20 protein-coding genes and 2 tRNA genes are annotated in these 24,896 nt (G+C 71.4%); 3 read left to right on the top strand and 19 right to left on the bottom strand.

Features of this window, described 5'->3' with window-relative positions; genetic code table 11:
• Positions 1 to 67: 67 nt before the first annotated feature.
• Positions 68 to 2,203, top strand: a complete 2,136-nt coding sequence (gene pknB, locus AB0J08_RS14765) for a Stk1 family PASTA domain-containing Ser/Thr kinase (protein WP_360632527.1) — start codon at positions 68 to 70, stop codon at positions 2,201 to 2,203.
• Positions 2,204 to 2,293: 90 nt separating this feature from the next.
• Here the strand turns inward: pknB and AB0J08_RS14760 are convergent, their stop codons facing one another.
• The 5 genes from AB0J08_RS14760 to AB0J08_RS14740 all read right to left on the bottom strand — a co-directional run bounded on the left by AB0J08_RS14760 (position 2,294) and on the right by AB0J08_RS14740 (position 6,158).
• Complete coding sequence (locus AB0J08_RS14760; protein ID WP_360632524.1) at positions 2,294 to 3,085, bottom strand: class E sortase; 792 nt, start codon at positions 3,083 to 3,085, stop codon at positions 2,294 to 2,296.
• 54 nt (positions 3,086 to 3,139) lie between these two features.
• Positions 3,140 to 4,327, bottom strand: coding sequence for a class E sortase (locus AB0J08_RS14755; RefSeq protein ID WP_360632521.1), 1,188 nt, complete (start codon positions 4,325 to 4,327; stop codon positions 3,140 to 3,142).
• A 5-nt stretch (positions 4,328 to 4,332) separates the two neighbouring features.
• The gene (locus AB0J08_RS14750; protein ID WP_360632519.1) at positions 4,333 to 4,995 is read right to left on the bottom strand and encodes an aminodeoxychorismate/anthranilate synthase component II; all 663 of its coding nucleotides are present in this window, start codon (positions 4,993 to 4,995) and stop codon (positions 4,333 to 4,335) included.
• 55 nt (positions 4,996 to 5,050) lie between these two features.
• Complete coding sequence (locus tag AB0J08_RS14745) at positions 5,051 to 5,227, bottom strand: hypothetical protein (RefSeq protein WP_329488814.1); 177 nt, start codon at positions 5,225 to 5,227, stop codon at positions 5,051 to 5,053.
• A 175-nt stretch (positions 5,228 to 5,402) separates the two neighbouring features.
• Positions 5,403 to 6,158 (bottom strand): DUF881 domain-containing protein, encoded by a 756-nt coding sequence (locus tag AB0J08_RS14740; protein ID WP_360632742.1) that lies wholly within the window; start codon positions 6,156 to 6,158, stop codon positions 5,403 to 5,405.
• 174 nt (positions 6,159 to 6,332) lie between these two features.
• On the opposite strand from AB0J08_RS14740, the gene crgA reads away from it, so the two are divergent.
• On the top strand, positions 6,333 to 6,581 hold the full coding sequence (crgA, locus tag AB0J08_RS14735; RefSeq protein ID WP_360632516.1) for a cell division protein CrgA: 249 nt from the start codon (positions 6,333 to 6,335) through the stop codon (positions 6,579 to 6,581).
• Between the two features lie 314 nt (positions 6,582 to 6,895).
• Here crgA and AB0J08_RS14730 read toward each other — a convergent pair whose 3' ends face one another.
• Complete coding sequence (locus AB0J08_RS14730; RefSeq protein WP_360632513.1) at positions 6,896 to 7,657, bottom strand: rhomboid family intramembrane serine protease; 762 nt, start codon at positions 7,655 to 7,657, stop codon at positions 6,896 to 6,898.
• Positions 7,658 to 8,069: 412 nt separating this feature from the next.
• Here AB0J08_RS14730 and AB0J08_RS14725 point away from each other — a divergent pair, with 412 nt between their 5' ends.
• Entirely contained in the window at positions 8,070 to 8,945 is an 876-nt protein-coding gene (locus tag AB0J08_RS14725; protein WP_360632511.1) for a DUF5324 family protein, read from the top strand.
• 76 nt (positions 8,946 to 9,021) lie between these two features.
• On the opposite strand, the gene AB0J08_RS14720 is transcribed toward AB0J08_RS14725, so the two are convergent.
• The 13 genes from AB0J08_RS14720 to dnaA all read right to left on the bottom strand — a co-directional run bounded on the left by AB0J08_RS14720 (position 9,022) and on the right by dnaA (position 24,634).
• Positions 9,022 to 9,094: transfer RNA gene (locus tag AB0J08_RS14720), tRNA-Ala, on the bottom strand.
• Between the two features lie 190 nt (positions 9,095 to 9,284).
• The gene (locus AB0J08_RS14715) at positions 9,285 to 9,413 is read right to left on the bottom strand and encodes a DLW-39 family protein (RefSeq protein ID WP_014137031.1); all 129 of its coding nucleotides are present in this window, start codon (positions 9,411 to 9,413) and stop codon (positions 9,285 to 9,287) included.
• A 276-nt stretch (positions 9,414 to 9,689) separates the two neighbouring features.
• Complete coding sequence (locus AB0J08_RS14710; protein ID WP_360632508.1) at positions 9,690 to 9,896, bottom strand: DUF6191 domain-containing protein; 207 nt, start codon at positions 9,894 to 9,896, stop codon at positions 9,690 to 9,692.
• 225 nt (positions 9,897 to 10,121) lie between these two features.
• Positions 10,122 to 10,198, bottom strand: a tRNA-Ile gene (locus AB0J08_RS14705).
• A gap of 16 nt (positions 10,199 to 10,214) precedes the next feature.
• Complete coding sequence (locus tag AB0J08_RS14700; RefSeq protein ID WP_360632505.1) at positions 10,215 to 11,600, bottom strand: cyclopropane-fatty-acyl-phospholipid synthase family protein; 1,386 nt, start codon at positions 11,598 to 11,600, stop codon at positions 10,215 to 10,217.
• Between the two features lie 267 nt (positions 11,601 to 11,867).
• Positions 11,868 to 12,620: a DUF3566 domain-containing protein gene (locus AB0J08_RS14695; RefSeq protein WP_360632502.1), complete on the bottom strand. Its 753-nt coding sequence runs from the start codon at positions 12,618 to 12,620 to the stop codon at positions 11,868 to 11,870.
• A 150-nt stretch (positions 12,621 to 12,770) separates the two neighbouring features.
• The gene (gene gyrA, locus AB0J08_RS14690; RefSeq protein WP_360632739.1) at positions 12,771 to 15,311 is read right to left on the bottom strand and encodes a DNA gyrase subunit A; all 2,541 of its coding nucleotides are present in this window, start codon (positions 15,309 to 15,311) and stop codon (positions 12,771 to 12,773) included.
• A 119-nt stretch (positions 15,312 to 15,430) separates the two neighbouring features.
• Entirely contained in the window at positions 15,431 to 17,464 is a 2,034-nt protein-coding gene (gene gyrB / locus AB0J08_RS14685; protein ID WP_360632736.1) for a DNA topoisomerase (ATP-hydrolyzing) subunit B, read from the bottom strand.
• Between the two features lie 250 nt (positions 17,465 to 17,714).
• Entirely contained in the window at positions 17,715 to 18,209 is a 495-nt protein-coding gene (locus tag AB0J08_RS14680) for a DciA family protein (protein ID WP_360632733.1), read from the bottom strand.
• A gap of 232 nt (positions 18,210 to 18,441) precedes the next feature.
• Complete coding sequence (gene recF, locus AB0J08_RS14675; protein WP_360632499.1) at positions 18,442 to 19,575, bottom strand: DNA replication/repair protein RecF; 1,134 nt, start codon at positions 19,573 to 19,575, stop codon at positions 18,442 to 18,444.
• Between the two features lie 73 nt (positions 19,576 to 19,648).
• A complete protein-coding gene (gene gnd, locus AB0J08_RS14670) occupies positions 19,649 to 20,524 on the bottom strand; it encodes a phosphogluconate dehydrogenase (NAD(+)-dependent, decarboxylating) (protein WP_360632496.1) in 876 nt (291 codons plus the stop codon).
• A 193-nt stretch (positions 20,525 to 20,717) separates the two neighbouring features.
• Positions 20,718 to 21,848 carry a DNA polymerase III subunit beta gene (gene dnaN / locus AB0J08_RS14665; RefSeq protein ID WP_360632493.1) on the bottom strand — a complete coding sequence of 377 codons (1,131 nt, stop codon included), beginning with the start codon at positions 21,846 to 21,848 and terminating at the stop codon, positions 20,718 to 20,720.
• 947 nt (positions 21,849 to 22,795) lie between these two features.
• A complete protein-coding gene (gene dnaA, locus AB0J08_RS14660; protein WP_360632490.1) occupies positions 22,796 to 24,634 on the bottom strand; it encodes a chromosomal replication initiator protein DnaA in 1,839 nt (612 codons plus the stop codon).
• Between the last annotated feature and the right edge of the window lie 262 nt (positions 24,635 to 24,896).

Here is a 24,896-nt window from a genome sequence, read left to right as displayed (position 1 = left end):
TCACTCAGAGCGTGCGGGGACACCTACGTCACAACCTCACCGGCGGGTGAGGGAGAGGGTCGGAACTATGGAAGAGCCTCGTCGCCTAGGCGGCAGGTACGAGCTCGGCGGCGTCCTCGGACGCGGCGGCATGGCCGAGGTGTACCTCGCCCATGACTCCCGGCTCGGCCGTTCCGTCGCAGTGAAGACGCTCCGGGCCGACATGGCCCGTGATCCGTCCTTCCAGGCCCGCTTCCGCCGTGAGGCGCAGTCCGCGGCGTCACTGAACCACCCCGCGATCGTCGCCGTGTACGACACCGGCGAGGACTACATCGACGGCATCTCCATCCCGTACATCGTGATGGAGTACGTCGAGGGGTCCACCCTGCGCGAGCTGCTGCACTCCGGCCGCCGGCTGCTGCCGGAGCGGGCGCTGGAGATGACCATCGGCATCCTGCAGGCCCTGGAGTACTCGCACCGGGCCGGCATCGTGCACCGCGACATCAAGCCCGCCAACGTCATGCTGACCCGGCAGGGCAACGTCAAGGTCATGGACTTCGGCATCGCCCGGGCGATGGGCGACGCCGGGATGACCATGACGCAGACCTCGGCCGTCATCGGGACCGCCCAGTACCTCTCCCCCGAGCAGGCCAAGGGCGAGCAGGTCGACGCCCGTTCCGACCTCTACTCCACCGGCTGCCTGCTGTACGAGCTGCTGACCGTCCGGCCGCCGTTCGTCGGCGACTCGCCGGTCGCGGTGGCCTACCAGCACGTCCGGGAGGAGGCGCAGCCGCCGTCCGCCTTCGACCCCGAAGTGCGCCCCGAGATCGACGCGATCGTGCTGAAGGCGCTCGCCAAGGACCGCGACTACCGCTACCAGAGCGCCGACGAGATGCGCGACGACATCGAGCGCTTCCTCGACGGCCTCCCGGTGGCCGCCGCCCAGCAGGCCGCCGCGTACGGCATGGGCGGCGCCGGGTACGGCTACGACCAGAACGGCTACCCGCAGCACGACCCGTACGGCCAGACCAACGTGCTGCCGCAGCAGCCCGGCGGCGGTCCGACCACGATGCAGCCGCAGGCCGGCGGACAGCCCGGCTACGGCCAGCAGCCCGGCTACCAGGACGACGGCTACGGCCAGAACTACGCCGGTGGCCCGGGCGGCGGCAACGACGACGGCTACGGCCGCGGCGGGGGCCGGCGCGGCGAGGAGCCGCCGAAGAAGAGCAACACCTCCTGGATCCTGCTGGCGGTGGCCGCCGTCCTGGTCCTGGTCGGCACCTTCTTCGTCGCCCAGGCGATGTTCGGCGACAAGAAGGGCGACGACAAGAAGGAAGCCCCCAAGGTCACCGCACCGACCCTGGTCGGCAAGACCCTGGCCGACGCCAAGACCCTGGCCGCGCAGGCCGGCCCCAAGCTGGTGGTGACCGAGGGCGAGAAGGTGCCCTGCCCGGACGCCGCCGTCAAGAAGGACCAGATCTGCACCCAGAACCCGGCGGCCGGCGGCCAGATCGCCGAGACCGCCACCATCACGGTGCAGCTCTCCTCCGGCCCGGCCAAGGCCAACGTGCCGAACGTCGTCGGCAAGACCAAGGACCAGGCGACCAAGGCGCTCAACGAGGCCGGCTTCACCAACGTCGTCCCGGAGTACAAGGACGACGACACGGCTCCGCAGGAGCAGGTCACCGCCCAGGACCCGGCGTCCGGCACTCCCGGTGACCCGACCGCGCCGGTGAAGCTGACCGTCTCCCAGGGCAAGACCAAGGTCCAGGTCCCCGGGGTGGTGGGCCAGCAGAAGGAGGCCGCGCAGACCGCCCTGGAGAGCGCCGGCTTCCAGGTCGACGCCTCGAAGACGACGGCGACCAACGAACCCGGCAAGGTCAACACCGTCGCCTCGCAGTCGCTCCCGCCGAACAGCAAGGCCCCGGCCAACTCGAAGATCACTCTGACGATCTACAAGGCGCCGGACAAGGTCACCGTCCCGCCGCTGCAGAACGTCCTGGTCAAGGAAGCGATCAAGCAGCTGCAGACGCTCGGCCTGGGCTACACGCTGCTCGGCTCGCAGGACCCGAACGGCACGGTCACGGGTGTCATGCCGGTCGCGGGCACCCAGGTGGACCCGAACACCTCGATCACCCTGATGGTGAAGCCGCCCGAGCCCACCAAAGGGGGCGACTCCCCCACCAACCCCTCACCTTCCACCACCAAAGGGGGTAACCCCTAGTCCTCGGTTCCCCTGGTTCTGAGGCAATGCCCGAGGGCCCGTCGCAGCAGCTGCGACGGGCCCTCGGGCGTTCGCGGCCGTCCGGCGCGGTCAGTGGCGCAGCTCGGGCGGCGGGGTGCGCGCGGCGTCCACGGCGTCCACCCGCACCAGGCTGCCCCAGACGGCCATCCGGTAGCGCGAGGTGTAGACCGGCGTACAGGTCGTCAGGGTGATGTAGCGTCCCGGGGCCTGGTAGCCCGAACCCTTGGGGACGGGGGCGACGATGCCGGTGTCGTACTTGGAGGTCTCCGGCAGGGTGCTGTCGACCTTGTAGACGTACCACTTGTCCCTGGTCTCGACCACGATCGCGGCGCCCTTGTGGACGGCGTCGAGGTCGTGGAACTTCGCGCCGTGGCCGTCCCGGTGCGCGGCCAGCGCGAAGTTGCCGCTCTCGTCCCAGGGCATCGCGGCGCGGTAGGGCTGCTCGTACACCCCGGCGACGCCCTCGGCCAGGGTGTCGGCGTCGGTGCCCATCCGGATCAGCACCTGGTAGTCCCTGCCCATCGCGGGCACGTGCAGGAAGCCGATCCCGTCGCCCGCCGCATAGGCCGGGCCGGGCGCCGAGGAGGGGCCCGGAGTACCGGGGACGGACGGGGGAGCGCTCGGCGGCCCCGCCGCCCAGGCGCTGCGCAGCCGGTCGGAGGCCTGCGCGGCGGCCGCGTCGGCCTCCACGTTGGTCCACCAGAGCGAGTAGGCGACGAACAGGCCGAGCACCAGGCCGAGGGTGATCAGCAGTTCGCCGAGGACGCCGAGCGCGGCCAGCGCCCGGCCCCGCCGGCGCCGGGCGGGCGCGGGCGGCGGGAAGGCCTCCGCCGCCGGCTCCACCGTCTCGTCCTGGGTCACCTGTACTCCCCCTCGCTCGCTGTACGACCGGTGCGGCGGCCGTCCGCCGCGGCCCTACCCGACCGTGAGGCCGGCCGGCTTGCCCTGGCTCCGCGGCCGTTCCTCGATCATCTTGCCAAAGATGATCAGACGCGCCTTGGAGCTGAACTCCGGGGTGCAGGTGGTCAGGGTGATGTAGCGGCCCGCCTGGTTGTACCCGGAGCCGTTGGGCACCGGCTTGATCACGCTCACGTTGGACGGCGGGGTCTCCGGAATGCCGCCGGTGATCTCGTAGACGTAGTACGCGGTGGCGGTCTCCACCACGATCTTGTCGCCCTTGCCGAGCTGGTTGACGTGCCGGAACGGCTCGCCGTGCGTGTTGCGGTGCGCGGCCAGCGCGAAGTTGCCCGCCTTGTCGGCCGGCATCCCGGTGCCGGTGTAGTGGCCGACCAGCCCCTTGTCGAGCACCGCCGACTTGGACGTGCCCTCGGCGATCGGGAACTTCAGGCCCAGCTTCGGCAGGTGGATGATCGCGAAGCCCTTGCCCGGCTCGAAGGTCTCCGGCTTGGCCGGGTCCGGTGCGGGCTGCCCGGGCGCACCGGGTGCGCCGGGCGCCGGCTGGACCGCGTCGAACTGCTGCTCCAGCTGGTTGCGGGCACCGTCGGCGGCCGCGTCGGCCTGCACGTTGGTCCACCAGAGCTGGTAGGAGACGAAGAGCAGCATCACCAGGCCGAGCGTGATGCACAGCTCGCCGACGAGGCGGGCGACCACCACGGCCGGCGACTCCTTGGGGCGAGCCCGGCCCGTGGCGGCCGCACCGGCCGCCCGGCGGCGCCCGCCGCCCGAGCGCACGGACATCCGGCCCTGCGCGGCGCGCCGGCGCTCGGCCCGGCCGCCGACCGGCGGTGCCTCCTCACCCAGGGCGGCCGGGAGACGCAGCTGGAGCGTCTGGTCGGCCAGCCAGGGGTACTCGGGCTGCTCCTGGTGGGCCCCGGCGCCCGTACCGGGCTGTCCGACCTGGTCGTAGACGCTCCAGCCGTCCTCGGCCCCACCCTGCTCCGGCTGGCCCGGCAGGTGGCCGTCCGGTCCGAGCGGCTGCGCCCCGTAAGGGTCGTGCTGCTGGTACTGGCCGTTCGGCGCGTACTGGCCCTGGCCGCCGTACTGCGGGCCCTGCTGCCGGTACTGGCCGCCCGGGCCGTACGCGCCGGCCCCCTGCGGATCCGCCCCCGACTGGTATCGCCCCTCCGGACGCACGGCGGTCATGCCGCTCAGCCCCGGCCGATCACCGGGGCGAGCCCGGCCGAACGGCCGACGGCCAGCGGATCGCCGCACTCGGCCAGCCAGTTGGCGAGCATCCGGTGGCCGCCCTCGGTGAGCACCGACTCCGGGTGGAACTGCACGCCCTCGACCGGCAGCTCGCGGTGGCGCAGGCCCATGATCACGCCGCTCTCGGTCCGGGCGGTCACGACCAGCTCGTCCGGCACGGTGGCCGGCTCGACCGCCAGCGAGTGGTACCGGGTCGCGGTGAGCGGCGAGGGCAGGCCCTCGAAGACCCCGCCGTCCTCGTGCTCCACCAGCGAGGTCTTGCCGTGCAGCAGCTCGGGCGCCCGGCCGACCACCGCGCCGTACGCGACCGCGATCGACTGCAGGCCCAGGCAGACGCCGAAGACCGGCAGCCCGGTCCGCGCGCAGTGGTGGACCATCTCGATGCAGACCCCGGCCTCCTCGGGCGCACCCGGGCCGGGGGAGAGCAGCACCCCGTCGAAGCCCGTCCCGCCCGCGCGGCGCACCGCGTGCTCGACCGTCACCTCGTCGTTGCGCACCACCTCGCAGGTGGCACCGAGCTGGTAGAGGTACTGGACCAGGTTGAAGACGAAGCTGTCGTAGTTGTCGACGACCAGGATGCGGGGCGAGGTCAGCTGGGGGGTCATTCGCGCGCTATCTCCGTGGGCTGCGGGGACTGGGGGGAGGAGCAGGACCGCCGGCTCAGCCGGCGGCGCCGCCGTCGCCGTCCACTGTGACGTCGCCGAAGGGGAGCAGCGGTTCCGCCCACGGGAAGACGTACGTGAACAGGAGGTAGACCACCCCCAGGACGAGGAGCAGCGAGATGAGGGCCCGGACCAGGGGGTGCCCCGGAAGGTGTCGCCAGATCCAGCCGTACATGGTGCTCCCTCGACGCAACAGACTGGGGTCAAGAGTAGACCCGTGATCCAGGCCCGTGAGGCGGGCTTCCCCGGCTGTGCCCGCCCGTTGCGCTCCGGGGCCCGGTCGGCGCTCGCGCCGGCGGTTCGGTCGGGCGGTCAGGCGGGCGGTCGGTCGGTCGGTCACCGCCCGCCGGTCACTGGCCCTGGGCCGAGCGCAGGTCGGCCGTGCCGGAGTAGCCGGGCAGGGTGAGCTCGCCGCTCTCCTGGACCTTCCAGCCCAGCCCGTACGCCTGCACGTACTGCAGGTAGTTGCGGATCGTCGGGTCGGCGTCCACCGCGGAACGCAGCGCGTCCGTGCGCCCCACCGCCTTGACGACGTACGGCGGCGAGTAGACCCGGCCCTGGAGCAGCAGGGTGTTGCCCACGCAGCGGACGGCGCTGGTGGAGATCAGCCGCTGGTCCATCACCTGGACGCCCTCGGCACCGCCCCGCCAGAGCGCGTTGACCACCGCCTGGATGTCCTGCTGGTGGATGACCAGGTCGTTGACCCCGGGCTCGGGCACCCCGGGGATGCGCGCGGTGGCGTTCGGCGGGGCGTCGTTGAGGGTGACGGTCAGTCCGGGCCCCTGCAGCGGCTCCAGCGCGGCGGCCTGCTGGAGGGCGGTCAGCTGGGCGGTGTCGGCGGGGCTGCGGCCCTGCTGGGCGGTGAGCGCCTGGGAACGCGCCTGGAGGTCGGCGAGCTGCGCCTGGGACTGCTGGTTCTGCGAGCTGCGCTGGCGAATCACGTCGCCGAGGTTCAGCAGCGAGTTGTCGGTGCGCAGATCGGTGCCGCGGGCGGTCTGCGCGCTGATGTAGAAGAGCAGGCCGGCGAGCGCGAAGACGGCGCAGGTCAGGGCACGGCCGACAATTCGGGTACCGGCGACGCGAGAGCGGGCAGGCCGAGGAGGAATCGACAAATTAGGCACCGTACCCTTATCTCCTTCAGACCCGCCGAGCCACTACGCTAACGGACGCCGGTGGCATGTGCGGGACCGGTTCCCCTAACGTTCTGCACAGCCACCACCAGCCGCCTCACCCGCTGAATCCCTGCGCGGTCTCACAGCGCATCGACAGGAGAGCTCCTCGTGCCGAAGTCTCGACTCCGCAAGAAGTCCGATTACACCCCGCCGACGACGGCCACGGTGAAGATCAGCTCGGGCCGGAGCTGGGTAGCCCCGCTGATGCTGGCACTGTTCCTGGTCGGTCTGGTCTGGATCGTCACCTATTACGTGACCAGTGGCAGCTGGCCGGTGGAGAGCTGGGCCAACTGGAACATCCTGGTGGGCTTCGGCTTCATCGCGGCGGGATTCGGCGTCTCCACCCAGTGGAAGTGACGCCGGGGCTGCTGCCCTGAGCGTTCTCCCCCGCCGCCCCGGGACAGGTTCCGCGGGGCGGCGCCGTGGTGTGTCCGGATACCGGGCGGCGGTTATCCCGTTTATCGCGCTTATCCACATGGTTATCCACACTGGGGAAAAGTCCGCCCGGCCTGTGGATAACTCACGCCGGGCGCACTTTCCACACCCCCGCACACCGTCCCCCGAATGCCGGGTCCGCACAGCAGGACACGCGTAGAACAGCGGTCCGCGGCCCGCCCGCCGTACCGGCTGTGCACAACACCCCGCCCGCTGTGGACAAACGTGCGGGAGGGTCACCCGCCGTAGCGGGCCGTCCCGACGAGGACCATCAGCAGCACCAGACCCGCCATCGCCGCCACCGTCAGCGCCTGGACGACCGCCCGGCGTTCCCGCGGGGCGTACATCAGCCCGATCGCGGTCAGCGTGCCGGCGATCAGCCCGCCGATGTGCGCCCGCCAGTCGATGCCGGACACCGAGAACGTGACGATCAGGTTGAAGACCAGCAGCGCGATCACCGGCCCGAGCGGCGTCCTGGTCTGCTTGAACATCACCACGGTCGCGCCGAGCAGCCCGAAGACGGCGCCGGAGGCGCCCAGCGAGTTCATGAAGCCGCCCGCCAGCAGGAAGGCGAACGCACTGCCGGCCAGGCCCGACAGCAGGTAGACGGCCAGGAAGCGGACCCGGCCGAGCGCCGCCTCCAACGACGGGCCGATCACCCAGAGCATCACCATGTTGGTGGCGACGTGCCAGGGCGCGACGTGCAGGAAGGTCGCGGTCAGCAGCCGGTACCACTGGTCCGGCCCGGCCGCGACGCCGTAGGGGAAGCCGGTGATCTGCGGGCCGACGCTGTACAGCGAGAGGTCCTCGGACAGCCACGGCGTGAGCACGTAGGCGGCCAGCAGGAAGACCGCGAGGTTGATCCCGATCAGGACCTTGGTGACCAGCGCGCCGTCCGCGGTCAGCTGCCCGCCGAAGCGGGTGGTCGCCTGCCGCACCTGCCGGTTGTCCCCGCCGACGCACTCCGGGCAGTGGAAGCCCACCGAGGCGTTCACCATGCACCGGGGGCAGATCGGCCGGCCGCACCGGGAGCAGCCGACACCGGCCTCCTGCTCCGGGTGCCGGTAGCAGTGGGACGGCCCGGACCCACCCGGCCGCGGGTCCTCGTCCGTCGGCGGCCTGGACTCGTCCGGGAGCATCAGCGGTAACCCCTTCTCGTACTCGTCGTACTCGGCTGCGCGGCCCCGCCGGCACCCGCCGGACGGGTGGCACCGGGATCGTCAGCGTACTGCGGCGGGTCCGCCGCGAGCGATCTCCACCGACCGGATCCGGACCTCGCCCACCGGGCGGGGCGGTCCGTCCCGTGCCCCGCGTACGGCCCACTCCGGAGTGCTGTCGGACAAAACAGCATGCATGATCAGCATTCAGGTGGATATGTGCATAAAGGACGCCACCCAGGAGGAGAGACTCGTGACCCGTTTGGACTCAGCTCGTGAGACGGCCGGCAAGACCCGGGACACTCTCGCGCCCTACGCCGCCACCGCCAGGGAGACCGCGGTGCACCTCGCGGACGGCGCGAAGCAGCGGCTGGCCCCCGCTGCGGAAGCCATCGGGCCGAAGGCCTCCCAGGCGGCCCAGAGCGTCCGCGTCCAGTACGCCAAGCACCTGGCCCCGCAGCTGGAACACGCCTTCGCCGGCCTGCCGCCCGAAGCGCAGAAGAGCACCCTCAAGGCCCTGCACCGGGCCCAGGAGACCGCCCTGGCGGCCCGGCTCTCCGCGATCCACGCCGCCGACCAGGCCCGCTCCACCGTGGTCCCCAGGGTCGCCCTCGCGGTCGAGGGGGCCCGTGCCACCGTCGTCCCCGTCGCGCAGGAGGCCCAGACCCGCGGCGCCGCCGCGCTGACCGCGCTGCACGGCCACGTGACCTCGGCCGAGATCAGCGACCTCGCCGCGCGGAACATCAAGAAGGAGCACCGCAACGGCTGGGCCACCGGTCTCGCCCTGGCGGGCGCCGTGGCGATCTGCAGCGGCGTCCTGGTCTGGCGCTGGTGGCACCAGCAGAGCGACCCCGAGTGGCTGGTCGAGCCCCCGACCGGGGATCCCGCCCCGGCGTCGGGGTCCACGGCCACGGCCCCGCAGCACGGCGGCTCCCACGCCGCCGGCAGCGGCCCGACGGACAGCACCGCGCCGGGCGCCACCACCAGCCCGGTGAACGGCTCCACCGCCGAGACCTCGGCTGCGGCCGACACCCCGGCCGAGTCCGGCGGCGCCACCCCCGAGCCGGGTCCGGCGGCGCCCGACCACGACGACCACCCCAAGCCGCACGACCCGCGCAAGCCGCACTGACCGGCCCGCACCCCCGCAGAACGCCGATCGGCCGCCGACCCGAACCCGGGTCAGCGGCCGATCGTCTGTTCGCCTGTGGAGCTTAGGAGACTCGAACTCCTGACATCTGCCTTGCAAAGGCAGCGCTCTACCAACTGAGCTAAAGCCCCTCGACGGCACCGCGTGTACCGCCGGGCACTAGCGTACCGGGTCCCGGCGCGAATCCCACGCCCTGTCCCGACACTCGGGCCCGACCGGTGCCCGGAAGCCGGCCGGCCCGGTCAGCGGACCGGGCCGGCCGGCCCGGGAGGCGCCGTACGGCGCCTCCGAAGATCGTCGATCGTCAGATCGGCCGGGGCCTCAGCGACCGGCCGGAACCGGGTCGGTGGCCTCGGTCCACAGGTCCTGCTCGGCGCGGTCCGCCTGGACCTGACGGTAGACAAAGAAGCCGCCGAGGGCGACCAGGGCGACCAGGAGAAGCTTCTTCACCGCGGGACCTCGTCCTTCTTGCGTATCGGACTCAACAGCCGTACCCCGACCGGATTGGCCGGGCCGACGAGTCCATGAGTTGTCACGAGCACGAACGGGCGGCCGGGTGCCAGACTGCCCTTGCGGCCGATGATACACACCGGTGTCCCAATCGTGACCAGCCACCGCTGCCGCCAACCAAGGCGTCCGGCCGCAGGATTGACGCCATACCTTCTGTCGTACGGTCGGCCCGCCCAGGACCGGCCCGGCGACCGCCCCCGGCACGCCCCCGACCGGTCACCGGCGGGGCCGCGCGACCACCACCGCGGTACCGGACACCAGGTCCACCCTGGTCCGCGGCGGGGCACCCTCACCCTCCTCGTCGCGCAGCATCAGCGTGTTGCGCCGCTCGTCCAGCTCGTGCTGCTCGCCCGCCGCGAACTGCGCGTGCAGCTGCTCGAATCCGGTCGCCGAGACCTGGCCCTCCCGGCCCGTCCCCGCCACGGGATCCAGCGCGACCGGCGCGCCCGCAGCGCCGGCTGGTCGACGAAGGCCAGCACCACCGGCGCGCAGACCAGCCCGGGAATGCTCATCGCCCAGAACAGCGCCATACCGCCACCATCCCTCCACCCGTCCTCCCCGGACAAGCCCCGGGGCGGACGCGCGGTTCCCCGCCGGACGAGGAAACGCCGAAGGGCCCGGAGCGAGATCGCTCCGGGCCCTTCGCGGTGGTGGGCCTAACAGGACTTGAACCTGTGGCCTCTTCCTTATCAGGGAAGCGCTCTAACCGTCTGAGCTATAGGCCCTTGCCGCACTGAAAGATTAGCGGACCGACGGCCGATCTCCAAAATCCTGATCGGCGGGGGCCGCGGCGGCAGTCCGCTGGTGGGAAGCGGTGGGGCGACGGAGCAGCCACTCCTCACGGGTGGCCGGAAGGTGGGCGGCACCCTCGGGACCGGTCCGGACGGCGAGGACCTGATTGATCCCGATCCGGTTCTCCTCGAAGGCGAGCGCGGAGGCCGCCATGTACAGCCGCCAGACCCGGGCCCGGCCCCGGCCGACCAGCCGGACCGCCTCCGTCCAGTGCGCCTCCAGGTTGGCCACCCACTCGCGCAGCGTCAGCCCGTAGTGCTCGCGCAGCGACTCGACGTCACGGACCTCGAAGCCGGCCTCCTCCAGCCGGGCCACGGTGGAACCGACCGGGGAGAGCTCGCCGTCCGGGAAGACGTAGCGGTCGATGAACGGGCTCGGGCGGTGCGGCTCGCCCGGGTGGTCGGGGCGGCGGGCGATCTGGTGGTTGAGCAGCCGGCCGCCGGGCACCAGCAGGCCGTACAGGCCCTCGGCGTACGTCCGGTACTGCTCGGAGCCGACGTGCTCGGCCATGCCGACGCTGGAGATCGCGTCGAACGGGCCGTCCGGGATCTCCCGGTAGTCCTGCAGGCGGATCTCGATCCGGTCGGCCAGACCGGCCTCCTCGACCCGCCGGCGGGCCAGCGAGACCTGCTCCGCGGAGATCGAGACGCCGACCGCCGTGACGCCGTAGTGCCGCGCCGCGTGCAGCACCAGCGAGCCCCAGCCGCAGCCGACGTCCAGCAGGCGCATCCCGGGCCGCAGGCCGAGCTTGCGGCAGATCAGGTCGAGCTTGGCCTCCTGGGCCGCCTCCAGGCTCTTCGCGGTGGGCTCCCAGTAGGCGCAGGAGTACACCATCGACGAGCCCAGGACGAGCCCGTAGAAGTCGTTCCCGACGTCGTAGTGGTGGCTGATGGCCGCGCGGTCCCGGCCGCGGCTGTGCAGCCGCCCCCGGACCGCCCGGGCCTCCTCCGGCGGCGGGGCGGGCTGCGGACCGAGCGCACCGGCCCGCAGCAGCGCCCCCAGCGCCCGGCGGCCCCTGGGGCCGACCACGTCGGCCGGGCCCAGCGCCAGCCCGCGGACCTCCGGGTGCTCGGCGAGGTGCGCGACCACCGTCAGCACCTCGTAGAGGTCGGTACCGGGGGCGAGTTCGAGGTCTCCCGAGACATAGGCGCGGGCCAGGCCCAGCTCGCCCGGCTGCCAGAGCAGCCGGCGCAGCGCACGCCGATTGCGCAGCACCACCGTGGGCGCCCCCGGCGGCCCGGCGGCACTGCCGTCCCACACCTGCACCCGCAGCGGTACCGGGACCCCCAGCAGCCCTTCCAGGGCCTCGACCAGTTGCCTTGCGAGCTGAGCCATCACGCGCCTCCGTCCAGCCGTACCTGCACAGCCGTACCTGCCCCGGCCGGTCGGACCGGGGGGCTGCCTGCGGCAGTCGGAAACGGCACGAGCACCCCCAGCCAATCTCACCGCGGCGGACGCCCGGCCGGGCGGCACGCCGCGGGGACCGGCTGTCACCCGAAATGCCGACGGGCCCCGGAGGCTGTAACAGCCTCCGGGGCCCGCACATTCCGTCCGGGGACGAAGATATGACCGGGGATCAGCCCCCGGACGGCGCGGCCGGGGTCAGTCCTCCTCGGCCAGGGTCAGCTCGATACCACCGGTGAAGCCGGCCGCCGCGTTGTAGATGAACGCCGAGAGCGTGGACAGCGCGGTCAGCAGCACCACGTCGACCACGGCGATCAGCGAGGTGAAGGTCATCACCTTGCCGAACCCGACGTAGTCCATCAGGTTGATGCCGCTGTTGGGGGCCTCGCCGGCGGTGACCTCCTTGAGGGTCTTGGCCAGCGAGTCGAACACCCCGAGCGAGTCCAGCGTCATCCACAGCACCGCGGCCGCCACGATGATGATGATCCCGACCGCCAGCGACAGCAGGAAGCTGACCTTCATCACCGACCACGGGTCGGCCTTGGTCACGCGCAGCCGGGCCTTGCGGGTCCGGCCGAGGCCAGGACCAGCGGCAGCCGGCGCGGGGCCGGGCCGGCGCGGGGCACCGCCCGGGACGGGCGTCCCGCCGGGCGGGGTGTTGCCGCTCACCCGGGTGCCCCGGGGCGGCGTCGGCTGCCCCTTGGCGTACGTCGTCGGCTGCGAGAACCCGCTCGCGCCCGGCACCGGGGCACCCGGCGGCGGCGGGGGGGTCGGCTGCCCGCCGTAGGTCGCCCCGCCGCCCTGGCCCGCCGCACCGACCGGTGGCATCAGCGAGGTGGACGCGGAGGGGTGCTCGGCCGGCGGCTGCGGCACCCCGTAGCCCCCGCCGCCCTGTGCTGCGCCCGGACGGCCGCCGGTGGCTCCTCCCGCAGCACCCGTGGCTCCACTCACTGGTCCTCCCGCACTTCCCACCAGAGCGGCGGTGCCGCCCTGCGTCGTCACTCGTCATCCAGCACCCGGCGGGATTGCCCGGAACCGGTCGGCGGCCGGTGCCGCCACGTCCGTGGACGGACGTGGCGGCACCGGCCCGCGCGGTAGGGATCAGGCCTGGGCTTCCTCGCCGCCCGCCGCCGTCTCCGTACCCTCGGCCACCTCGGTGGACTCGGCGTCGACCGCCTCGTCCTCCAGCAACTCGTCCTCGGCCTCCGCGTTGCGGGCCATGCCCACCACCGCGTCGCGCTTTCCGAGGTTGATCAGTTGGACGCCCATGGTGTCACGTCCGGTTTCACGAACCTCGGAAACCCTCGTGCGGATCACCCCACCCGAGAGGGTGATCGCCATGATCTCGTCGGAATCGTCCACCACCAGGGCGCCGACCAGCGAACCCCGGCCCTCGACGATCTTCGCCGCCTTGGTGCCGAAGCCACCGCGTCCCTGGACACGGTACTCGTCCACCCCGGTGCGCTTGGCGTAGCCGCCGTCAGTGGCGGTGAAGACGTACGTCCCCGGCCGGACCACGTTCATCGACAGCAGTTCGTCGTCCTCGCGGAAGGACATGCCCTTGACGCCGGACGTGGCGCGGCCGGTGGGCCGCAGCGCGTCGTCGGTCGCGGTGAACCGGATCGACTGGGCCTTGCGGGAGACCAGCAGCAGGTCGTCCTCGGCGGAGACCAGCTCGGCGCCGATCAGCTCGTCGTCCCGGCCCTCCTCGTCCTGTCGCAGGTTGATCGCGATCAGGCCGCCGGAACGCGGCGAGTCGTAGTCCTTGAGCGCGGACTTCTTCACCAGGCCGGCCCGGGTGGCGAGGACGAGGTACGGCTTGTCCTCGTAGGTGCGCACCGCCATCACCTGGGTGATGTGCTCCTCCGGCTGGAAGGCCAGCAGGTTGGCCACGTGCTGGCCGCGGGCGTCACGGCCGGCGTCCGGGAGCTCGTAGCCCTTGGCCCGGTAGACCCGGCCCTTGTTGGTGAAGAACAGGATCCAGTTGTGGGTCGTCGTCACGAAGAAGTGGTCGACGATGTCGTCCTGCTTCAGCTGGGCACCGCGTACGCCCTTGCCGCCGCGCTTCTGCGAGCGGTAGAGGTCGGAGCGGGTCCGCTTGACGTAGCCGCCACGGGTGATCGTGACGACGATGTCCTCTTCGGCGATCAGGTCCTCGACCGACATGTCGCCGTCGAACGGGATCAGCGTGGAACGCCGCTCGTCGCCGTACTTCTCGACGATCGCGGTCAGCTCCTCGGAGATGATCTCCCGCTGGCGGACCGGCGAGGCCAGGATCGCGTTGTACTCGTCGATCTTGCGCTGGAGCTCGTCGTGCTCGTCCATGATCCGCTGGCGCTCCAGGGCGGCCAGGCGGCGCAGCTGCATCTCCAGGATGGCGTTCGCCTGGAGCTCGTCGATGGAGAGCAGCTCCATCAGCCCGGAGCGGGCCGCGTCGGCACTGGCCGAGGCCCGGATCAGGGCGATGACCTCGTCGATCATGTCCAGCGCGCGCAGCAGGGCGCGCAGGATGTGCGCCCGCTCCTCCGCCTTGCGCAGGCGGAAGGTGGTCCGGCGGACGATGACCTCGACCTGGTGGTTGGCCCAGTGCCGGATGAAGGCGTCGAGCGACAGCGTGCGCGGCACGCCGTCGACCAGGGCCAGCATGTTGGCGCCGAAGTTGGTCTGCAGGTCGGTGTGCTTGTAGAGGTTGTTCAGCACCACCTTGGCGACGGCGTCGCGCTTGAGCACGATCACCAGGCGCTGGCCGGTGCGCGAGGAGGACTCGTCGCGGACGTCGGCGATGCCGGCGACCTTGCCGTCCTTGACCAGGTCGGCGATCTTCAGCGCGAGGTTGTCCGGGTTGACCTGGTAGGGCAGCTCGGTGATCACCAGGCACTGGCGGCCCTGGATCTCCTCGACCTCGACCACCGCGCGCATGGTGATCGAGCCGCGCCCGGTGCGGTACGCGTCCTCGATCCCGCGGCGGCCGACGATCAGGGCGCCGGTCGGGAAGTCCGGGCCCTTGATCCGCTCGATCAGGGCCTCCAGCAGCTCCTCGTTGGAGGCGTCCGGGTGCTCCAGCGCCCAGAGCGCGCCGGAGGCGACCTCGCGGAGGTTGTGCGGCGGGATGTTGGTGGCCATGCCGACCGCGATGCCGGTGGCACCGTTGACCAGCAGGTTGGGGATGCGCGCGGGCAGGACGGTGGGCTCCTGCGAGCGGCCGTCGTAGTTGGCGGCGAAGTCGACGGTCTCCTCGTCGATGTCGCGCATCATCTCCATGGCCAGCGGCATCAGCTTGCACTCGGTGTAGCGCATGGCCGCGGCCGGGTCGTTGCCCGGCGAGCCGAAGTTGCCGTTGCCGTCCACCAGCGGCATCCGCAGCGACCACGGCTGGGCCAGCCGGACCACGGTGTCGTAGATGGAGGTGTCACCGTGCGGGTGGTAGTTGCCCATGACGTCGCCGACGACGCGGGCGCACTTGTAGTAGCCCTTCTCAGGGCGGTACCCGCCGTCGTACATCGCGTAGAGCACGCGCCGGTGCACCGGCTTGAGGCCGTCGCGGACCTCGGGCAGCGCACGGCTGACGATCACGCTCATCGCGTAGTCGAGGTAGGAGCGCTGCATCTCGGTCTCGAGCTCGATCGGCTCGACCCGGGACACGAACGTGTCGGTGGCGGTGCTGGCGTCCGGCTGCTCGCCGTCGGGACGGTTGTCGTCGACCACTGGTGGTCAGTTTCCTTTCACGCGTGACTGGACTGTGCTGGCAGGGGCGGGCCCCGTCACACGTCCAGGAAGCGGACGTCCTTGGCGTTGCGCTGGATGAAGGAGCGGCGGGCCTCGACGTCCTCGCCCATCAGGACCGAGAACAGGTCGTCGGCGCGGGCCGCGTCCTCCAGCGTGATCTGCTGCAGCAGTCGGTGCGCCTGGTCCATGGTGGTGATCCGCAGCTCCTCGGCGTTCATCTCGCCCAGACCCTTGAAGCGCTGGATGGCGTCGTCCTTGGGCAGCCGGCGCCCGGCCGCCACGCCCGCCGCGATGGTGGCGTCGCGCTCGCGGTCGGAGTAGACGTAGTCGAAGTCGTCCTTGCCCCACTTGATCTTGTACAGCGGGGGCATCGCCAGGTACACGTACCCGGACTCGACCAGCGGCCGCATGAAGCGGAACAGCAGGGTCAGCAGCAGGGTGCGGATGTGCTGCCCGTCGACGTCGGCGTCCGCCATCAGAACGATCTTGTGATAGCGCAGCTTGGACTCGTCGTAGTCCTCCTGGATGCCGCAGCCGAAGGCCGAGATCAGCGCCTGGACCTCGGTGTTCTGCAGCACCTTGTCGATCCGCGCCTTCTCGACGTTGAGGATCTTGCCGCGGATCGGGAGGATCGCCTGGATGCGCGGGTCGCGGCCCTGCTTGGCCGAACCGCCGGCGGAGTCACCCTCGACGATGAAGATCTCGCACTCGGCCGGGTCCTTGGACTGGCAGTCGCTCAGCTTGCCCGGCAGCGACGCGCTCTCCAGCAGGCCCTTGCGGCGCGTCAGGTCGCGGGCCTTGCGGGCGGCGACGCGGGCGGTGGCGGCCTGGATCGACTTGCGGATGATCTCCGAGGCCTCCACCGGGTGGCGGTCCAGCCAGTCGTTCAGCTGCTCGTGCACCACCTTCTGGACGAAGGTCTTCGCCTCGGTGTTGCCCAGCTTGTCCTTGGTCTGGCCCTCGAACTGCGGCTCGCCCAGCTTGACCGAGATGATCGCGGTCAGACCCTCGCGGATGTCCTCACCGGAGAGGTTGTCGTCCTTCTCGCGCAGCAGCTTCTTGTCCCGCGCGTAGCGGTTGACCAGGCCGGTCAGCGCCGCGCGGAAGCCCTCCTCGTGGGTGCCGCCGCCGTGCGTGTGGATGGTGTTGGCGAAGCTGTAGACGCCCTCGGTGTACGAGGTGTTCCACTGCATCGCGATCTCCACCGAGATCGACTTGTCCTTGTCCTCGGACTCGAAGTCGATCACCGACGGGTGGATCACCTCGCCCTTGCGGGAGTTGAGGTGCGCGACGAAGTCGGCGATGCCGCCGTCGTACTTGTACGTCACCGAGAGCGGCGTGCCGTCCTCGTCCGCGTGCTCCGGGCGCTCGTCCGTCAGCGAGATGGTCAGGCCCTTGTTGAGGAAGGCCATCTCCTGGAAGCGCCGCGACAGCGTCTCGAAGGAGTAGACGGTGGTCTCGAAGATGTCCGGGTCGGCCCAGAAGGTGACGCTGGTACCGGTGCGCTCGGTCGCCTCGTGCTTGGCCAGCGGGGCCGTCGGCGCGCCCTGCTTGTACTCCTGCGTCCAGCGGGAGCCTTCCGTGTGGATCTCCACCGCGAGCCGGGTCGACAGCGCGTTCACGACCGAGACACCGACACCGTGCAGGCCGCCGGAGACCGCGTAGCCGCCGCCGCCGAACTTGCCGCCCGCGTGGAGCACCGTCAGGACGACCTCGACGGCCGGCTTGCCCTGGCTCGCGATCATGCCCACCGGGATGCCGCGGCCGTTGTCGACCACCCGCACCGCGCCGTCGGACAGGATCGTGACGTCGATGGTGTCGGCGTGCCCGGCCAGCGCCTCGTCGACGGAGTTGTCCACGACCTCGTACACCAGGTGGTGCAGGCCGCGCTCGCCCGTCGAGCCGATGTACATGCCGGGGCGCTTGCGGACGGCGTCGAGGCCCTCCAACACCTGGATGGCGTCGGCGTCGTAGGCCTTTCCGGTCGCCGGGTCGATGGGTTCTTGGGTCTGGCTGGGGTTGCCGGAATCGGCCACGAAGCGCCCTCTCTGGCACAGCGCGGGCCGCATCCCCTCCCACTGGACGGGAGGGCGTGCGACCACGGCGTTTTGACTCGGTTGCCAGTAGCAACAGTGTTTGGCTTTCAGTCTACCGGTAGGACTGACAGAGATGGGCGTTTGGCAGCCCCTGAGGGCAGATGTACCGCCCTGAATCCCCTCCGCACATGTCCCGATACTCGCCCCGGGGGCTGAGAGCGCCTGGAAGGGCCGTCAGGGGTTCCGGAAGATCCCGGTCCGCTCGACACCGCGCCGGCCGCGGTCACCCCCAGGTGTCGCCCGGCCCCTTGCTGCCCGGCGCGCGCAGTCGTCCGTAGCCGCGGACCGGCGCGGCCGGCCCCAGCACCTTGATGGTCTTGACCGTGCCGTGCCCCAGCTCGTGGTTCAGTCGAGCCACCAACTGCCTTGCGAGCCAACGCAGTTGAGTGGCCCAGGCGGTGGAGTCGCACTGTACGGTGAGCACCGCGGCCGCGTCGTCGTAGGAGGTGGGCTCGCAGTGTGCCGAGATGTCCGGGCCGACGATCTGCGCCCACCGGCCCATCACCCCGCCGACCGCCGCCGAGGACTCCCACCCGCGCTCGGTCAGCAGCCGGTTCAGGGCCGCGCCCAGCGGCACCGGGTCCCGGCCGTCCGAACGCGCGCCGCTGCGCAGCCCGTACCGCTTCGCCTCGCGCTTCTCCCGGACCTGCTCGCCCCGCTGGCGGGCCTGCGCCCGGGCCGCCCGCAGCGCCGAGCGGGCCAGGTCGGCCCCGGTCAGCTCCGCGCCGTCCGGCGGGACGGCACTCGGTGGGAGGGCGCCCGGCTGAGGGGACTTCCCGGTCGGATCGCTCACGGCGATCTCCTTTCCCCAGCCTGTGGACAACCGTCGCGGCTGCGCGCCGGTGAGCCGTCCAGCGTACGGGAGCGGACGGGAAGGGGGGCACGCCGGACGGGTCGGACGGCAGGTCGCACGGCAGGTCGGTGGGGTAGGGGAGCGGGGGAGCGGTTCGTCAGGCGTCGACCCGGCGCACCGCGCCGTCGGCCACCGCGTACCGGGCCCCGGCCAGCACCTTCGGGACGTCCTCCGCGACCGCCGCGGTGACCAGCACCTGCTCGCCCCCGGCGACCAGCTCGGCCAGCCGGTCCCGGCGGGTGGCGTCCAGCTCGGCGAAGACGTCGTCGAGGATCAGCACCGGCTCGCCGCCGTCGGCGCGCAGCAGCTCGTACGAGGCCAGCCGCAGCGCCAGCGCGTACGACCAGGACTCCCCGTGGCTGGCGTAGCCCTTGGCGGGCAGCGGGCCGAGCCTGAGGCCCAGCTCGTCGCGGTGCGGCCCGACCAGCGTCAGGCCGCGCTCGACCTCCTGCTTGCGGACGGCCTGGAGGGCCTGGAGCAGCTGTTCCTCGGCCTGCTCACGGCTGGTGGGCAGCTCACCCTCGAAGGAGCTGCGGTACTCCAGCACCGTCTCGCCGCCACCGGGCGCGAGCTGCCCGTACGCGGCGGTCACCAGGGGCTGCAGGGAGGCCACCAGCTGGATCCGGAAGGCGGTCAACTCGGCTCCGGCGCGTGCCAGATGGCCGTCCCAGACCTCCAGGGTGGAGAGGTCCGCGCCCTTGCCACCGCCGGAGCGGCGGGCCATCGCGGCGGTCTTCAGCAGGGCGTTGCGCTGCTTGAGCACCCGCTCGTAGTCCTGGCGGACGCCGGCCAGCCGGGGCGCGCGGGCGGTCAGCAGCTCGTCCAGGAAGCGCCGGCGCTCGCCCGGGTCGCCCTTGACCAGGGTGAGGTCCTCGGGGGCGAACAGCACGGTCCGCAGCAGGCCCAGGACGTCCCGCGGGCGCACGTTGTCGGAGCGGTTGATCCGGGCCCGGTTGGCCTTGCCCGGGGTGATCTCCAGCTCGATCAGGGTGCTGCGGGTCCCGGCCAGCACCGAGGTGCGGATCACCGCGCGCTCGGCGCCGAGCCGGATCAGCGGGGCGTCGGTGGCCACCCGGTGGCTGCCCAGGGTGGCGACGTAGCCGATCGCCTCGACCAGGTTGGTCTTGCCCTGGCCGTTGGGCCCGACGAACGCCGTCACGCCCGGGTCGAGGGGTACCTCGGCCCGGGCGTAGGAACGGAAGTCGGCGAGCGACAGATGCGCGACGTGCATGGCTGTGGACTGCGCTCGCCTTCTGTGACTGTGGCTTCCCGGGGGCGTGCCCCGGGAAGCCGGCCGTTCTCGGTTACTTCGACTCGACCGCGTGGCCGCCGAACTGGTTGCGCAGTGCGGCGATCATCTTCATCTGCGGCGAGTCGTCCTGGCGGGAGGCGAACCGGGCGAAGAGGGAGGCGGTGATCGCCGGCAGCGGCACGGCGTGGTCGATCGCGGCCTCGACCGTCCAGCGGCCCTCACCGGAGTCGGCGGCCCAGCCCTTGAGCTTGGCCAGGTGCTCGTCGTCGTCCAGGGCGCGGACGGCGAGGTCCAGCAGCCAGGAACGGATGACCGTGCCCTCCTGCCAGCTGCGGAAGACCTCGCGCACGTCGGTGACCTCGGGGGCCGCCTCCAGCAGCTCCCAGCCCTCGGCGAAGGCCTGCATCATCGCGTACTCGATGCCGTTGTGGACCATCTTGGCGAAGTGGCCGGCGCCGACCGCGCCCGCGTGCACGGCGCCGAAGTCGCCCTCGGGCTTGAGCGCGTCGAAGATCGGCTGGGCCTTGGCGACGTGCTCGGCGTTGCCGCCGTACATCAGCGCGTAGCCGTTCTCCAGGCCCCAGACACCGCCGGAGACGCCGCAGTCCACGAAGCCGATGCCCTTGGCGGCCAGCGACTCGGCGTGCTTGATGTCGTCGGTCCAGCGGGAGTTCCCGCCGTCCACGACCACGTCGCCGGGGGAGAGCAGCTCGGCGAGCTCGTCCACGGTCGCCTGGGTGGCGGCCCCGGCCGGGACCATGACCCAGACCACGCGCGGGCCCTGGAGCTTGGTGACGAGCTCCTGGAGGCTCTCGACGTCGGAGATGTCCGGGTTGCGGTCGTAGCCGATGACGGTGTGGCCGGCGCGGCGGATCCGCTCGCGCATGTTGCCGCCCATCTTGCCGAGACCGATGAGGCCGAGCTCCATGACCAAGTCCTTACCTGTGGTGACGTGCCTGCCTGCGGCGCCGTTGCCGCGCTGCCCTGAGCCTACGCGCTGAAGCACGAGGGCCTCCCCGTGGTCGGGCCGACCGGGGGAGGCCTTCCACAGGCTGTGCGCACAGCCTGTGGGTGACGCGCGTGACGCCGGCGGGGCGGCCGGGACCGCCCCGGGCCGCCGGTCAGCCGGAGAGGCGGACCGGCATGATCAGGTACTGGTAGGCCTCGTCGGCCTCGGTGTCCACCGCGGCCTTGCCGCTGAGCAGCGCCGGCTTGGTCGGCGTGGTGAAGCTCAGCTGGGCGTAGGCGGAGTCGATGGCCTTGAGGCCCTCCTCCAGGTAGCCCGGGTTGAAGGCGATCGAGATGTCGTCGCCCTCCAGGTCCGCGTCGATCCGCTCGGTGGCCTGGGCGTCGTCGCCCGAGCCGGCCTCCAGCGTCAGCACGCCCTGCTCGAAGTTGAGCCGGACCGGGGTGTTGCGCTCGGCGACCAGCGAGACGCGCTTGAGCGCCTCCAGGAAGGGCTGGGTCTGGATCGCGGCGACGGCGCTGAACTCCGTCGGGAAGAGGCTGCGGAACTTGGGGAACTCGCCCTCCAGCAGCCGGGTGGTGGTCCGGCGGCCGGCGCCCTCGAAGCCGATCAGGCCCTCGCCCGCGCCGCCCGAGGAGAGCGCGATCGAGACGGTGTCGCCGCTGCCCAGGGACTTGGCGATGTCCTGCAGGGTCTTGGCGGGCACCAGGGCGACCGCGGAGATGTCCGGCTGCTCGGGTTTCCAGAGCAGCTCGCGGACGGCGAAGCGGTAGCGGTCGGTGGCGGCCAGGGTGATCCGGTCGCCCTCGATCTCGACCCGCACACCGGTGAGCACCGGCAGGGTGTCGTCCCGGCCCGCGGCCACCGCGGCCTGGCTGACCGCCGAGGCGAACACGTCACCGGAGACGGTGCCGGTCGCGGTCGGCATCTGGGGCAGGGCCGGGTACTCGTCCACCGGCAGGGTGGGGAGGGTGAACCGGGAGCTGCCGCAGACCACGGTGACCCGCTGGCCGTCGGTGGAGATCTCCACAGGCCTGTTGGGAAGGTTGCGCGAGATGTCGTTCAGCAGCCGGCCGGAGACCAGCACGGTGCCGGCCTCCTCGATGTCCGCCTCCAGCTCGACCCGGGCCGAGACCTCGTAGTCGAAGCCGGACAGCGCCAGGCTGCCCTCCTGTGCCGTCAGCAGCAGGCCGGCCAGCACCGGCACCGGCGGCCGTGCCGGGAGGCTGCGGGCAGCCCAGGCCACCGCCTCCGCGAGGACGTCACGCTCCACCCGGAACTTCACCGGTAACCGCCTCCTGGATCGAGCGCTCCCGCTCGCAAAGTCTGGTTCTTCTGATCTTGGTCGTCGGTACGGCCGGCCGCCGAGCTCTGCCACTCCGCATCCAGTCGCCCGAGGACAGTCTGACGTACTCCACCGACAGACGGGGCAGACGGGCGGAAGCAAGCCGAACAGATGTCGGGGAGCGGTTGTCCACAGATTTCGGCCCCACCTGCTTTCAAGCATGTCGATGGGTCTATAGGTGTAGTGGTAGTAGTAGGGCCTGTGGAAACCGTGGATAACCCTGTTTGCGCAGGTCAGGCCCGGTTTTTTGTCCACAGGAGGTGTGGACGGCGGCTGTGGACGAGCAGGGCCCGCTGTGGACAGCGGAGCGTTACCCACAGGGCACGTTGGGTATCCACAGGTTATCCCCAGCGCCGTCCCCAGATCCGGGCCGGGTTATCCACGGGGGCCGGTCAACATTTCGTGACGCCTTTCACACCAGGGCATGAACGGGGGCCCAAGGTTGTCGAACTGTGGACGCGGCTGTGGACAACCTGGGGATAACCGCCGCCGCCCTGGGGACAACCGGTGGACAACCCGAATGGCCCACTGACGACCCGCCAATTGTCCACACCCTGTGGATAACCGTTGTGCACAAGTCCACAGGCACCTGACCTGCGCGGAAGAGCGTAGCGGCGAGCGGCCTGTGGAGGAATTCTGGATAACTCGCAGGCTCACGGCCTGTGGACGGTGGAGAACCGCCCCGCCCTGTGGACAACGGCCCTGCGCGCCCGGGGTGTTCGAACCACCGGTCAGATGTTCGGCGCGGGCGGCGGACTGGCGGAGCGTCCGTCACGGCATTCCTGCCCCGCCGATCGGCGGCGCACACCTGTGGATATGCCGAAAGGGCGTCAGGATCGCTCCTGACGCCCTTCCAGAGGGGTGTGGACGGCCGCTGGGCCGGTCGGCTAGCTCTTGATGCGGTTGGTCAGTTCGGTGACCTGGTTGTAGATCGAGCGGCGCTCGGCCATCAACGACCGGATCTTGCGGTCGGCGTGCATCACCGTGGTGTGGTCGCGGCCGCCGAACTGCGCGCCGATCTTCGGCAGCGAGAGGTCGGTCAGCTCCCGGCAGAGGTACATGGCGATCTGGCGCGCCGTCACCAGCACCCGGCTGCGGGAGGACCCGCAGAGGTCGTCCACGCCCAGCCCGAAGTAGGCGGCGGTCTGCTGCATGATGACCTGCGCGGTGATCTCCGGTCCGGCGTCCTCGTCCCCGCCGGGGATCAGGTCCTTGAGGACGATGCCGGCCAACTCCAGGTCCACCGGTGCCCGGTTGAGGTTGGCGAAGGCGGTGACCCGGATCAGGGCGCCCTCCAACTCCCGGATGTTGCGGGTGATCCGGGACGCGATGAACTCCAACACGTCCGCCGGAGCGTTCAGTTGTTCCTGGATCGCCTTCTTGCGCAGGATCGCGATCCGGGTCTCCAGCTCCGGCGGGGTGACGTCGGTGATCAGCCCCCACTCGAAGCGGTTGCGCAGCCGGTCCTCCAGCGTGATCAGCTGCTTGGGCGGCCGGTCGGACGAGAGGACGATCTGCTTGGTCGCGTTGTGCAGGGTGTTGAAGGTGTGGAAGAACTCCTCCTGCGTGGACTCCTTGCTCGCCAGGAACTGCACGTCGTCCACGAGCAGGATGTCCATGTCCCGGTACCGCTTGCGGAACGCGTCCGCCTTGCCGTCCCGGATCGAGTTGATGAACTCGTTGGTGAACTCCTCCGAGGACACGTACCGCACCCGGGTCCCCGGGAAGAGACTGCGCGAGTAGTGCCCGATGGCGTGCAGCAGGTGGGTCTTGCCCAGCCCGGACTCGCCGTAGATGAAGAGCGGGTTGTACGCCTTGGCCGGGGCCTCGGCGACGGCCACCGCCGCCGCGTGCGCGAAGCGGTTGCTCGCACCGATGACGAAGGTGTCGAAGAGGTACTTGGGGTTCAGCCGGGCCGCGGGTTCGTCCTTGCGGGAGCCGCCGGCCGGGGGAGCGCCGGGTGGGGCCGGTACGCCGGGGACGGCCGGGCGGTCGGTGGCGCGCTCGGGGCCGGGCTTCTCAGCGGGGCGGCCGGGTCCCGGGCGCCCGGCGGGGCCGCGCCGGCCGGCGGCGGTCCGCGGGTGCTCCCCGGGACCGGGGCCGTAGGCACCGCCGAAGAGGTCGCCCTGGGTGGTCGACGAGGGGCCGGGCAGCGGCCGGGGAGCCGGACGCTGGGCGGGCGGCTCCTGCTCCGGGTAGCCGGAGCCGTGCTCGGGGTAGCCCTGGTGGCCCTGGTGGCTCTCCCAGGACGGGTTCTGCGGTGCGGCGCCGTAGCCGCCGGGCCGGCCGGTGCCGTAGGGCGGGGCCGGGTGCTCCTGGTAGCCGGAGCCCTCGTACTGGTCGTGCTCGTACTCGGACTCGTAGGGGCGCTCGTAGCCCTGGTGCCCGTAGTCGCCGCCCTCGCCCCGCTGGTAGGGCTCGGCGGTCGGCTGCTCGTCCTGCGCCGGGGTGGTGGGCACGGCGTTGGCGTCGACCATCACCGCGATCCGGACCGGGCGGCTGAGCTCGCGGCTGAGGGCCTCGGTCAGCTGGGGCAGCAACCGCCCCTCCAGCACCTGCTTGGCCCGCTCGTTGGGGGTCGCCAGCAGGGCGGTGTCGTGCATCATCCACATCGGCTGGGTGCGCTGCACCCACTGCTTGTCCATCTCCCCGATGTCCGGGTCGCCGACCAGCCGCTCGACGACTCTCGCCCAGACCGGGACGAGGTCGCTGTTGACATCAGCCACTGGTGCACGCTTTCTCGGTTCCCCGCGGCTCCAGCAGGGGTGGTGGATCAAGAGACTGTGGATCTGTGTCCGTTGACGAAGAACAAAACCAGACAAGTCCTGCAACGGTAGTCAGCGAACAGAGCCGGATCAAGTCGTTGTCCACAGGCTGTGGGCGACGGAGGCCGCGGACATCGCCCGGAGCGTCCGGCGCGAACGGCTGGTTTGACCCTCGTGCCCCGTCCCGCGTACCGTAACCAGGTCGAGTTGTCGATGGCCGCTG

The sequence above is a fragment of the Kitasatospora sp. NPDC050463 genome (assembly GCF_040655255.1).
Classification (GTDB): domain Bacteria; phylum Actinomycetota; class Actinomycetes; order Streptomycetales; family Streptomycetaceae; genus Kitasatospora.
The sequence above is the reverse complement of the archived record's forward strand: the minus strand, read 5'-3'. Positions and strand labels throughout refer to the sequence as shown.